This window comes from Candidatus Symbiopectobacterium sp. NZEC151, from assembly GCF_025962655.1.
GTDB lineage: Bacteria > Pseudomonadota > Gammaproteobacteria > Enterobacterales > Enterobacteriaceae > Symbiopectobacterium.
The window spans coordinates 41623-54538 of record NZ_JAGFPE010000010.1 but is presented as its reverse complement, the minus strand read 5'-3'; the positions used below and the strand labels follow the sequence as shown (position 1 = coordinate 54538).

Genomic DNA, 12916 nt, shown 5'->3' with positions numbered 1-12916 from the left:
CTATGACACATCAAATCGCGTCTTCGCAACGCGGCACACTGTGGCGTGCCGCGCTGGCTGAATCATTGACCAAGCTTAGCCCCCGCGTGCAATACCGTAACCCGGTGATGTTTGTGGTGTATCTGGGCAGCATTCTCACCACGCTGTTGGCCGTGAGCATGGCGCTGGGCTGGAGTGAGGGACAGCTGGGTTTCACTGCTGCCATTAGCCTGTGGCTGTGGTTCACCGTGCTGTTTGCTAATGTTGCCGAAGCGCTGGCGGAAGGGCGCAGTAAGGCGCAGGCCGAGAGTTTAAAAGGCATTACGCGCACCAATTGGGCGAAAAAGCTCTCTGGTCCTGAGCCTGAATCCACCCAGCAAAAGGTTGCCGCAGACAGCGTGCGCAAAGGCGATTATGTGCGGGTGGATGCGGGTGACATTATCCCGTGTGACGGCGAAGTACTGGCCGGGGGGGCTTCCGTGGATGAAAGCGCGATTACCGGTGAGTCTGCGCCAGTGATTCGTGAGGCCGGGGGCGATTTTGCCTCAGTCACCGGGGGCACGCGCATTCTCTCTGACTGGCTGGTGATTCGATGCAGTGTCAATCCCGGTGAAACCTTTCTGGATCGCATGATCGCCATGGTGGAAGGGGCCAAACGGCGTAAAACGCCGAATGAAGTGGCACTGACCATTTTGCTGATTTCACTGACGATTGTGTTTTTGCTGGCAACGGCGACGCTGTACCCGTTTTCTGCCTGGAGCGGTACACCGGTCAGCATTACGGTGCTGGTGGCGCTGTTGGTCTGTTTGATTCCTACCACCATTGGTGCACTGCTCTCGGCGATTGGTATTGCGGGCATGAGTCGTATGCTGGGTGCGAATGTGATCGCCACCAGCGGACGCGCGGTGGAGGCCGCTGGCGATGTGGATGTGCTGCTGCTGGATAAAACCGGCACCATCACGCTGGGTAACCGCCAGGCCAGCGCGTTCCTGCCTGCCAGCGGCATCAGTGAATCCGCGTTGGCGAACGCCGCACAGTTGGCCTCGCTGGCCGATGAAACGCCGGAAGGGCGCAGTATCGTGGTGCTGGCTAAGCAGAAATTCAATCTGCGCGAGCGTGATTTGCAGAGTCTGAACGCCACCTTTATTCCTTTTTCGGCGCAAACCCGCATGAGCGGCGTCAATGTCGGGCCGAAAATGTTACGCAAAGGCGCGGCGGACGCGATTCGTCGGCACGTTGAAAGCAACGGCGGGCGCTTCCCTGCGGATGTGGTGGCGCTGGTGGAGTCGGTGGCGCGCAAAGGCGGTACGCCGCTGGTGGTGGCGGAAGATAATACCGTGATGGGCGTGGTGGCGCTCAAGGATATCGTCAAAGGCGGTATCAAAGAGCGCTTTGCTGAACTGCGCCGTATGGGGATCAAAACGGTGATGGTCACGGGGGATAACCCACTGACCGCCGCCGCCATTGCTGCCGAAGCGGGTGTCGATGACTTTTTGTCGGAGGCCACGCCCGAAGCCAAGCTGGCGCTGATTCGTCAATATCAGGCAGAAGGACGCATGGTGGCTATGACGGGGGATGGCACCAACGACGCCCCCGCGCTGGCGCAGGCGGATGTGGCGGTGGCGATGAACTCCGGTACGCAAGCGGCGAAAGAGGCGGGCAACATGGTGGATCTGGATTCCAACCCGACCAAGCTGCTCGAGGTGGTGCATATCGGTAAGCAGATGCTGATGACGCGCGGATCGTTAACCACCTTCAGCATCGCCAACGATGTCGCCAAATATTTTGCCATTATCCCCGCCGCCTTTGCGGTGACCTATCCCCCGCTGAATGCCCTTAACGTGATGGGGCTGCATTCGCCCGCCTCGGCCATTTTGTCAGCGGTGATTTTTAACGCCTTGATTATCGTACTGCTGATTCCACTGGCATTGAAAGGGGTGAGCTACCGCCCGATGCCGGCGGCTGCGCTGCTGCGCCGCAACCTGTGGATTTACGGCGTGGGGGGGCTGGTGGTGCCATTTATTGGCATCAAAGCCATTGATCTGATACTGACCGCGCTGGGTTGGGTTTAAGGAGAATATCAATGAACCTGTTACGTCCCGCACTTTCGCTTTTTATCCTGCTGACACTGATTGTCGGGGCGGTCTATCCGTTACTGACAACCGGATTGGCGCAGTGGTGGTTTCCCGTACAGGCTAACGGCTCGCTGGTGATGCTGGAAGGCAAGGTACGCGGTTCGGCCCTGATCGGTCAGTCCTTTACCCGCCCGGATTATTTTCAGGGGCGGCCCTCGGCGACGGCCGACTCGCCCTATAATGCGCTGGCCTCCTCTGGCAGTAATCTGGCGCCCAGCAATCCGGCACTGGATGAAGCTATAACGCAGCGCGTTGCCGAATGGCGTAAGGTGAATCCCCAGGCCAATGCGTTCGTCCCGGTGGAGCTGGTGACGGCCTCTGCCAGCGGATTGGATCCGCACATTTCTCCGGCAGCGGCGGCGTGGCAGATTCCGCGCGTGGCACAAGCACGCCATCTGCCAGAAGCAACGTTGCGCCAGTTGGTGCTGGCGAACACGCGCCGTCCGCTGCTGCCGTTTATCGGGGAGCCGGTGGTCAATGTGCTGGCGTTGAACATGGCGTTGGATGCCGTGCCGAAACCGTAAGGCTTCGCTATCCTGAACGAAGGATGACTTGAAAGGTATTGTGATGACGGAAGAACCCCTGCGTCCCGATCCGGATGCGCTGCTGGCTCAGTCGGACCGTGAAGGGCGCGGCAAACTGAAAATCTATTTCGGTGCCTGTGCGGGCGTCGGGAAAACCTGGGCCATGCTGCAAGAGGCGCGACGATTGCGCGCGCAGGGGTTGGATGTGCTGGTAGGCGTGGTGGAAACCCATGGTCGACAGGAGACCGCCACGCTGCTGGACGGGTTGGAAACCCTTGCCCGACGTGCCACGGGGCGACATCGTCATCTGGAGTTCAATCTGGATGCCGCCCTGGCGCGGCGTCCAGCCGTTATTCTGATGGATGAGCTGGCGCATTCCAACGCACCGGGGTCGCGCCATCCCAAGCGCTGGCAGGATATCGATGAGCTGCTGGACGCTGGCATTGATGTGCTGACCACGGTGAACGTGCAGCATCTGGAAAGCCTCAATGATGTGGTCAGCGGCGTCACGGGGATTCGGGTGCAGGAAACCGTCCCCGATCCTTTTTTTGACTCGGCCACCGAAGTGGTGCTGGTGGATTTGCCGCCGGACGATCTGCGGCAACGGTTGAAAGAGGGCAAGGTGTACGTCGGCGATCGTGCCGAGCGCGCCATCGAGAACTTTTTTCGTAAGAGCAATCTGTTTGCGCTGCGGGAACTGGCGTTGCGCCGCACGGCGGATCGCGTCGACGATCAGATGCGCGCCTGGCGCGATGCCAGTGGACGAGAGGAACGCGTCTGGCACACCCGCGATGCGATCCTGCTGTGCATTGGCGCTAACACCGGCAGTGAGAAACTGGTGCGCATTGCCGCCCGACTGGCCGCCAAGCTCGGCAGCGAATGGCATGCGGTAACGGTGGAGACGCCAACGCTGCATCGGCAGGGCGAAGCGCGTCGGCGTGGCATTCTGCGTACCTTGCAGTTGGCGCAAAAGCTGGGTGCCGTTACTGCCACCCTGTCGGAGCCGGATGAAGCGAAAGCGGTGCTGCGCTACGCGCGCGAGCACAATCTCGGCAAGATCATTGTGGGGAGGCCACCGCAGCGACGTTGGGCGTTGCCTAATCGCTTTGCGCGACGGCTAAGCCGCCTTGGGCCGGAGCTCGACTTGATGATTGTTGCCCTGGATGATGCGCCGGACGTGCATGCTGCACCGCTGATAGACACACACCTCAGCCCGGAAAAGTTGCGCCAGAAAGCGCGCGGCTGTCTGGCTGCGACGGCGCTGTGTGCATTGATAACGTTGGTAAGCAAAGGGGTTTTGCCCGACTTTTCGCCGATCAATCTGGTGATGGTCTATTTGTTGGGCGTGGTGCTGATTGCCATTGGTTTTGGCCGTTTGCCCTCGGTGGTGGCGGCAATACTCAATATCGTGGCGTTCGATCTGTTTTTTGTCGCGCCGGAAGGCACCTTTGCCGTCAGTGATGCGCAGTATCTGGTGACCTTTGCGGTGATGCTGATCGTGGGTGCGATCACCGGCAACCTGACGGCGGGCGTACGCTATCAGGCGCGGGTTGCCCGACATCGAGAGCAGCGCGCGCGTTATCTGTACGAAATGGCCGATGGGCTGAGCCGGGTGCGAGCCCCGAACGACATTGCGCCGATTTGCCAGCGGGTGATGGGCAGCGCACTGTTTGCCCGCTGTGAAATCTGGCTGCCAGACGCGCAGGGGAAACTGATCGCGCCCGCCGAGCGTTTGCTGCATACCATTCCCGATCCCGCCATCGTCAAATGGAGCTTTGAGAAAGGGCATGTGGCGGGCGCAGGAACCGATACGCTGCCCGGCGTGCCTTATAAAGTGCTGCCGCTGATGTCCTCCGAGGATACGTTAGGGTTGCTGATTATTGAGCCAAGCAACCTGCGCCACCTGCTGATACCCGAACAGCAGCGGCTGCTGGAGACGTTTGTGATGCTGATTTCAGGTGCGTTGCTGCGTCTGGCACTGACGCGGCGCGAGCAGCAGTCGCGTCTGGTGGCGGAGCGGGAGGAGCTGCGCAACTCCTTGCTGGCTGCGCTGTCTCACGATCTGCGCACACCGCTGACGGTGCTGTTTGGTCAGGCGGAGATCCTGCTGCTCGATCTTTCCACGGAAGGATCGCCGCATGCGCCGCAAGCCGGTGCGCTTCGCCTGCAAACGCTGAGTACCATTCGTCTGGTGAACAACATGCTGGATATGGCGCGTATTGAAGGAGAAGGCTTTCGCCTGCAAACCGATTGGGTCGCGCTGGATGAGGTTATTGGCGGCGCGCTGAAATCCCTCGAGGCGCTCCTGCCCGCCGAGGCGGTGCAATTGGATCTTCCGCAGGAGATGGTGTTGCTTCAGGCCGATGGCGCGCTGCTGGAGCGTGTATTCGCAAACTTGCTGGAAAACGCATTGAAATATGCGGGCAGAGCGCGGGCGATAGGCATTCGGGCACGCGCGTTGCCGGGGAAAATCAGGATCGACGTCTGGGATGACGGCCCCGGTCTTACCTCGGGCAGCGAACAGCATATTTTTGAGAAATTTACCCGTGGTAATGAGGAGTCTGCCATTCCCGGCGTCGGGATGGGATTGGCGATTTGTCGCGCGATTGTCACTCTGCATCAGGGGGAAATCAGTGCCGCCAACCGTCCGCAAGGGGGCGCCTGTTTTACGGTTCAACTTCCTTTGTCGCCGGTGCCGGAAATGATGGAATCTTCCGAATAAATGGCCTGTAAATCCATGTAAAATACTTGAAATCATCCAACATTGTCGGTAAAAAGAGGATGGGTGTTAGCCACATGTTGTGGTGAGACAGGTTTGTGCGTTGGTCGGGCCGCCACGCGGAGTGATAACAACCATGAATCGACACCTGTCCCCGCAGAGCATCCCTCGTGCTCAGCGTTTGGCGGAACGCGCTTTCGCCACCCTTGAACGTTTTCTCCATATTGAAGCGGTAAGTGGCATTGTGCTGCTTGTGTCCGCGGCGGCTGCGTTGATATGGGCCAATTCGCCGTGGGCGGAAAGCTACCATGCGCTGTGGCATCTGCCATTCTCTTTTAGCATTGGCGATACGGAAATCGAGTACTCCCTGCATTTCTGGATCAACGACGCCTTTATGACCCTGTTCTTCTTAGTGGTCGGCATGGAGATCCGCCGTGAAATTCACGAAGGTGCGTTGAGCAGCCTGCGGCAAGCCATGCTGCCGATCGCTGCCGCCGTGGGCGGCGTGATAGTACCCGCGTTGATTTATCTGAGCATGAACAGCGCGCCGTTGCAGCAACAAGGCTGGGCGGTACCGACGGCAACGGATATCGCCTTTGCCGTGGGGGTACTGGCACTGTTGGGCAAAGGCATTCCCGGCAATATACGGGTGTTTTTGCTGGCGTTAGCCATTATCGATGACATTATCGCCGTCTTGATCATTGCGTTCTTCTACTCCGGTGGGCTTGAATACCACGGCTTGCTCCCCGTGCTGGTGGGCGTGCTGCTGGTGTTCGGGCTACAGAAGATAGGCATCGGCTCGGCGTGGGCCTATGTCATTCCCGGCATCATCGTGTGGTTGGGCTTTCTGCTCACGGGAGCGCACCCGACATTAGCGGGTGTCGTCTTGGGGCTGATTACCCCGGTGGCCTCCGTGCAGGTGATGAAGGAGCGTCCATTGGAGCGTCTTTCGCACATTGTGCGCGACCTGATGCACCAACAGGATACGCACGCTGTGGATCAGTTGGCTGCGCCGCTTAAGCAACTGCGCCGTGCTCAGCGTGAAGTGCTGCCGCCTGTCACTCGCGTGCAGATGGCATTGCACCCTTGGGTGGCTTATGGTGTGATGCCGCTGTTCGCCCTGGCGAACGCGGGGGTGAGCGTGAATGGCATCGATTTGTCGGGCGCAGGGCCACTCGGGGTGATGATGGGCGTTACGCTGGCGCTGGTCGCCGGTAAGTTGCTGGGTGTGGTCGGCGTCAGTTGGCTGATGGTGCGTTTTGGCGGGTGCCAATTACCGCCAGAGGTATCCTGGCGCGGTGTGTTTTTGATTGGGCTGCTCGCCGGTATCGGCTTTACCATGTCGATATTTATCGCCATGCTGGCCTTTGACGATCCGCAACTGCTGGGCGCGGCCAAGCTAGGGGTATTGCTGGGCTCGCTGATTGCGGCCACGCTGGGCCTGCTGTGGGGCCGGTATTACGCGCGTCGCCGCCGTGTGCAGCAGGTTGGTCAACCGACTTAATCCAAACCAAACAGGTCGCGGGTATAGACTTTATCCGCGACATCCTCCAACTCCGGTGCCATGCGGTTTGAGATGATCAAATCAGCCTGGTGCTTGAACGTTGTCAGATCGTTGATTACCGGTGAGCGGAAAAATGTCGCTTCTGTCAGTACCGGTTCATAAACCACCACGTCAACACCCTTGGCTTTGAGCCGTTTCATGATGCCTTGAATGGCCGATGCGCGGTAGTTATCGGAGCCGGTTTTCATCACCAGACGATAAACGCCTACCACGCTGGGATTCTGTTTGAGAATATCATCGGCAATGAAATCTTTGCGCGTGCGATTCGCCTCGACGATGGCACAAATCAGCCGGTTAGGCACTTTGGCATAATTGGCCAACAGCTGCTTGGTGTCTTTGGGCAAACAGTAGCCGCCATAACCAAATGACGGGTTGTTGTAATGCGAACCGATACGCGGATCTAACCCGACCCCCTCAATAATCTGCCTGCTATCCAACGTGTGCATCTGTGCATAGCTATCGAGCTCGTTGAAATAGGCGACGCGCATGGCGAGATAGGTATTGGCGAACAGCTTGATGGCCTCCGCTTCCGTTGCATCGGTGTAGAGCACCGGCGCCGTTTTCTTGATCGCACCTTGCAGCAGCAAGGCGGCAAAACGTTCTGCGCGCGGCGAGCGTTCCCCAATCACAATGCGTGAAGGGTAGAGATTGTCGTGCAGCGCTTTTCCCTCACGCAGAAATTCGGGGGAGAAAATAATGTTATCCGTGGCAAAGGTGCGTCGCAGTTGCTGGGTATATCCCACGGGAACCGTTGATTTTATGACAATAAGCGCACCGGGATTGATGGACAACACATCCTGCACCACGGATTCAATCGACTGGGTATCGAACGCATTGGTGATCGGATCGTAGTTGGTTGGCGTGGCAATAATCACGATATCCGCATCCTGATAGGCCAGCTGTTTGTCCGTTGTCGCCACCAGATTGAGCGGTTTTTCCTTGAGATAATGGTCAATATCTTTATCAACAATCGGCGACAGGTTCTGGTTCAACAGCGCCACCCGCTGTTCGACAACGTCGAGAGCCACCACCTGATTATGCTGGGCCAACAGCACGGCGTTCGACAACCCGACGTAACCGGTGCCCGCAATAGTACATTTCATCATGTTAAATCCACCTGAAAAATCCGGGGACAGTATAGAGAGCGTGGGTGCATGAATTTTAAACATTGCCCAAACGATGCGGTGCTCGTTGCCTCATTTCAGATTCGCCGGAAGCGGTTTTGCTAGCAATAAGGTAAATGGCGGATCCTTGCTATCAAAAAACGTTATCCGGTGTGATTTGTTCACTTTTTCGCTTATTGCTGAACCGCCTTGGTGCCTGTTTTTTTAACTCATTGTTTTTAAATGCAATGTTTTTAAATGCAATGTTTTTATTCTTCTGTCTTTCTCCGCTAAATATGTGATCGGCTCTTCAATGTGAAGATTGATATCTGTGTTTTACAGATTTAATGTTGACTTCAAATGTGTAATAGCGAACTATGGCCCGACTGATTTACAGATAAACCTAATGAGGAATGTCATGAAAGCACTCGCGCGTTTCGGTAAGGCATTTGGTGGGTACAAGATGATTGAGGTACCGGAGCCGGTTTGTGGTCCGGAGGATGTGGTTATCGAGATCAAAGCGGCCGCCATTTGTGGCGCTGATATGAAGCACTACAAGGTTGATAGCGGATCTGATGAATTTAACTCGGTACGCGGTCACGAATTTGCCGGTCAGATCGTGGCGGTGGGCCAGCAGGTAAAAGGGTGGAAGGTTGGACAACGCGTTGTGTCGGACAACAGCGGCCATGTCTGTGGTGTTTGCCCGGCCTGTGAACAAGGCGATTTTCTGTGTTGTACAGAAAAAGTGAACCTGGGGTTGGATAACAATAAATGGGGTGGCGGTTTTTCAAAATACTGCCTTGTGCCCGGCGAAATTCTCAGAATCCATCGCCATGCCCTGTGGGAAATCCCGGAAGGCGTGGATTACGAAGAAGCTGCGGTACTCGATCCCATCTGTAATGCCTATAAAGCGATTGCTCAGCAATCTAAATTCCTTCCTGGTCAGGATGTTGTGGTTTTTGGTACCGGGCCGCTCGGGCTGTTTGCCGTCCAGATGGCGCGCATTATGGGCGCGGTCAATATCGTGATGGTTGGGTTGGAAGAGGACGTAAGCGTGCGTTTTGGCGTGGCAAAAGCGCTGGGGGCAACGGCAACCGTCAATGCATCCACCGAAGACGTGGTCGCGCGTTGCCACGAAATTTGTGGAAAAGACAATCTGGGCCTGGTGATTGAATGTTCCGGTGCCAATATTGCCTTGAAACAATCGATTGAGATGCTGCGCCCGAATGGTGAAGTGGTGCGCGTTGGTATGGGATTCAAACCGCTGGATTTCTCCATTAACGACATTACTGCATGGAATAAAAGCATTATTGGTCATATGGCCTATGACTCGACCTCATGGCGCAATGCGATTCGCTTATTGGCCTCGGGTGCGATTCAGGTCAAACCGATGATTACCCACCGCATTGGACTTTCTCAATGGCAGGAAGGTTTCGAGGCGATGGCAAATAAAACGGCGATTAAAGTTATTATGACCTATGACTTTACGCATTAATCTGGCGTGAATTCCCTTATTCTTTAAGGATAGAATCACATGAATACGATAATAGCACCTCATTGTGGGGCGAGGCTCGATCGCTTGCCGGACAGTCGATGGCATTATTCCATGTTTGGCATGGTGGCATTTGGATTATTAGTTTGCTGGAGTAATGCCGTCGGTGGAATAATATTGGCTCAGTTGAAATCACTGGGATGGGCTGATAATTCAATTACCGCGACCTTTTCTGCCATTACCACCGCTGGGATGTTTGCCGGTGCATTAATTGGCGGCATCATTGGTGATAAAATAGGGCGAAAGAAAGGGGTTGTCCTGTTCGAACTGATTCATATTATCTCAATGGTGGTTGGGGCATTCTCGCCCAATATGGATTTTTTGATCGCCTGCCGTTTTGTTATGGGATTTGGTCTGGGTGCTTTGTTGGTCACGCTGTTCGCCGGGTATACGGAATATATGCCGGGGCGAAATCGCGGTACCTGGTCTAGCCGTGTCTCTTTTATTGGTAACTGGTCCTATCCTATTTGTTCCCTGATTGCTATGGCACTCACCACGGTCATTAGTGCCGAGTGGAACTGGCGTGTGCAATTGCTGATTCCTGCCGGACTGTCGTTGATTGCCACCTGGTTTGCCTACCGCCATTTCCCTGAATCACCGCGCTGGCTGGAGGCTCAAGGGCGCTATCAGGAGGCGGAAGCCATCATGAAAGCGATCGAACAACGCGTGGAGCAGCAGACCGGCAAACCGCTGCCGCCGCCAGTGCAGGTTGAAGATACGCACGTGCGGGCCGCCAGCGTTCCTTATTCGGCGCTGCTCAAAGGCGCCTTGCTCAAACGGGTTATTCTTGGTTCTTTCGTGCTTATCGCAATGAACGTAGTGCAGTACACCTTGATTAATTGGTTACCCACTATCTTTATGACGCAGGGAATAAACTTAAAGGATTCTATTGTTCTTAACACCATGAGTATGTTCGGCGCACCGTTTGGCATTTTTATTGCCATGCTGGTGATGGACCGAATTCCCAGAAAAGTCATGGGGGTCGGACTGCTGTTATTGATTGCCGGGCTGGGTTATTTCTACTCGCTGCAAACCAGCATGATGATGATTACCCTGATTGGTTTCTTCCTGATTACCTTTGTGTATATGTACGTTTGCTATGCCTCTGCGGTGTATGTACCGGAAATCTGGCCGACGGAAGCCAAATTAAGAGGTTCAGGACTGGCAAATGCGGTAGGTCGCATCAGCGGTATTGCCGCGCCTTACGCGGTGGCGAGCTTATTGAGTGGATACGGTGTAACCGGCGTGTTTGTTTTACTCGGCGGCGTGTCAATTATTGTGGCGGGTGCTATTGCGGTGATTGGTATTGAAACCAAAGGCGCATCGGTTGAAAGCATTGGCATGAATGTGGTTACCAGTAAATAACACCAATAAATAAACGACGTTTTTCCATCAATACGTTTTACCGATAAATAAGTTATCCTACAGGAATTAATGATGAAAAATTCAAAAGCTGTATTAAAAACGCCTGGGACAATGAATATTATTCCCGCTGCGGTTCCGACACCAAAGGATGATGAAGTATTAATTAACGTTGAGTATGTCGGGATCTGCGGTTCTGACGTGCACGGGTTTGAATCTGGCCCTTTTATTCCGCCGAAAGATCCTAATCAAGAGATTGGATTGGGGCACGAATGTGCCGGTACGGTCGCAGCGGTAGGCAGTAAAGTAAAAAAATTCAAAATTGGCGACCGGGTAAATATTGAACCCGGCGTACCCTGCGGTAAATGTCGCTATTGCCTGGAAGGCAAATACAACATTTGTCCTGACGTTGACTTTATGGCGACACAGCCCAATTACCGCGGTGCGTTGACTCACTATTTGTGTCACCCGGAAAGCTTCACCTACAAGCTGCCCGACAATATGGACACCCTGGAAGGTGCCCTGGTTGAACCGGCGGCGGTGGGGATTCATGCCGCGATGCTGGCCGACGTTAAGCCCGGCAAAAAGATTGTCATTCTCGGGGCCGGCTGTATTGGTTTGATGACATTGCAGGCGTGCCGTTATATGGGCGCATCGGAAATTGTCGTGGTCGACGTTTTGGAAAAACGCCTTGAGATGGCAGGCAAACTTGGCGCGATGGCGGTCATCAACGGTGCCGCTGAAGACACGGTTGAGCGCGCCAAAACGTTATTGGGTGAGGCGGGCGCTGACATCGTGTTTGAAACCGCCGGTTCGCAAGTGACGGTAAAACAAGCCCCCTATCTGGTTATGCGCGGCGGAAAAATCATGATTGTCGGCACGGTGCCCGGCGATTCTCCGATTAATTTCCTGAAAATTAATCGCGAAGTGTCCATTCAAACCGTATTCCGCTATGCCAACCGCTATCCGGTAACGATTGAGGCCATCTCATCGGGCAAGTTCGATGTGAAATCTATGGTGACGCATATCTATGACTATCAGGATGTGCAGCGTGCTTTTGATGAATCCGTAAATATGAAAAAGGACATCATCAAAGGCGTAATTAAGATTGGTGCGTAAATTCACAAGGGAGACATAACTATGCTGGCAGATATTAAATATTGGGAAACACAGGCGCAGGCGGGAAAATATGCAATTGCACATTTTAACGTATGGAATGCGGAAATGCTGATGGGCGTTATTGATGCTGCCGAGGAGTCGAAATCGCCGGTCATTATTTCTTTTGGTACCGGGTTTGTGGGAAATACCTCATTTGAAGATTTTTCCCACATGATGGTCTCCATGGCGAAAAAAGCCACGGTGCCGGTGATTACCCATTGGGATCACGGGCGCAGCATGGAAATTATCCATAACGCCTGGACCCACGGCATGAATTCATTAATGCGTGATGCCTCTGCGTTCGACTTTGAAGAGAACATTCGCCTGACCAAAGAAGCCGTGGATTATTTCCATCCGCTGGGCATTCCGGTAGAGGCAGAATTGGGCCATGTGGGTAATGAAACCGTGTATGAAGAAGCGCTGGCAAGCTATCACTACACGGATCCCAGCCAGGCCGCAGAATTTGTGGAAAGAACCGGCTGTGATTCGCTGGCGGTGGCGATCGGTAATCAGCACGGTGTCTACACCTCTGAGCCAAAATTGAATTTTGAGGTGGTTGAAAAAGTGCGCGCGGCGGTTTCTGTGCCGCTGGTGCTGCACGGTGCCTCTGGCATTAGCGATGCTGATATTCGTAAAGCGATTTCGTTAGGTATCGCCAAGATCAATATTCACACCGAGTTATGTCTGGCGGCGATGGTGGCGGTAAAAGAAAACCAGCAGCAACCCTTCCTGCATCTTGAACGTGAAGTGCGTAAAGCGGTGAAAGAAAGGGCGCTGGAGAAAATTTACCTGTTTGGCTCTGACGGAAAGGCGAACTAGC

General features: G+C 54.8%; 9 protein-coding genes. 8 read left to right on the top strand and 1 reads right to left on the bottom strand.

Annotation, left to right across the window (positions count from 1 at the left end; all coding sequences use genetic code 11):
* Positions 1 to 2 precede the first annotated feature (2 nt).
* From kdpB to nhaA, 4 genes are all read left to right on the top strand, one after another.
* On the top strand, positions 3 to 2051 hold the full coding sequence (gene kdpB, locus J5067_RS22090) for a potassium-transporting ATPase subunit KdpB (RefSeq protein ID WP_264652027.1): 2049 nt from the start codon (positions 3 to 5) through the stop codon (positions 2049 to 2051).
* 11 nt (positions 2052 to 2062) lie between these two features.
* Complete coding sequence (gene kdpC, locus J5067_RS22085) at positions 2063 to 2638, top strand: potassium-transporting ATPase subunit KdpC (protein ID WP_264628073.1); 576 nt, start codon at positions 2063 to 2065, stop codon at positions 2636 to 2638.
* A gap of 43 nt (positions 2639 to 2681) precedes the next feature.
* Positions 2682 to 5360 carry a two-component system sensor histidine kinase KdpD gene (kdpD, locus tag J5067_RS22080; protein WP_264652026.1) on the top strand — a complete coding sequence of 893 codons (2679 nt, stop codon included), beginning with the start codon at positions 2682 to 2684 and terminating at the stop codon, positions 5358 to 5360.
* A 133-nt stretch (positions 5361 to 5493) separates the two neighbouring features.
* Entirely contained in the window at positions 5494 to 6861 is a 1368-nt protein-coding gene (gene nhaA, locus J5067_RS22075; RefSeq protein ID WP_264652025.1) for a Na+/H+ antiporter NhaA, read from the top strand.
* Here the strand turns inward: nhaA and J5067_RS22070 are convergent.
* The gene (locus J5067_RS22070; RefSeq protein WP_264652056.1) at positions 6858 to 8024 is read right to left on the bottom strand and encodes a nucleotide sugar dehydrogenase; all 1167 of its coding nucleotides are present in this window, start codon (positions 8022 to 8024) and stop codon (positions 6858 to 6860) included. The two genes, nhaA and J5067_RS22070, sit on opposite strands and share 4 nt — an antisense overlap.
* A gap of 418 nt (positions 8025 to 8442) precedes the next feature.
* Between J5067_RS22070 and J5067_RS22065 the strand changes: the two genes are divergently transcribed.
* The 4 genes from J5067_RS22065 (at position 8443) to J5067_RS22050 (ending at position 12915) form a co-directional block, all read left to right on the top strand.
* The gene (locus J5067_RS22065) at positions 8443 to 9519 is read left to right on the top strand and encodes a zinc-binding dehydrogenase (RefSeq protein ID WP_264652024.1); all 1077 of its coding nucleotides are present in this window, start codon (positions 8443 to 8445) and stop codon (positions 9517 to 9519) included.
* Positions 9520 to 9558: 39 nt separating this feature from the next.
* Entirely contained in the window at positions 9559 to 10941 is a 1383-nt protein-coding gene (locus J5067_RS22060; RefSeq protein ID WP_264627673.1) for an MFS transporter, read from the top strand.
* Positions 10942 to 11013: 72 nt separating this feature from the next.
* Positions 11014 to 12057, top strand: coding sequence for an NAD(P)-dependent alcohol dehydrogenase (locus tag J5067_RS22055; RefSeq protein ID WP_264627674.1), 1044 nt, complete (start codon positions 11014 to 11016; stop codon positions 12055 to 12057).
* Positions 12058 to 12078: 21 nt separating this feature from the next.
* Positions 12079 to 12915 carry a ketose-bisphosphate aldolase gene (locus J5067_RS22050; protein ID WP_264627672.1) on the top strand — a complete coding sequence of 279 codons (837 nt, stop codon included), beginning with the start codon at positions 12079 to 12081 and terminating at the stop codon, positions 12913 to 12915.
* Position 12916 lies beyond the last annotated feature (1 nt).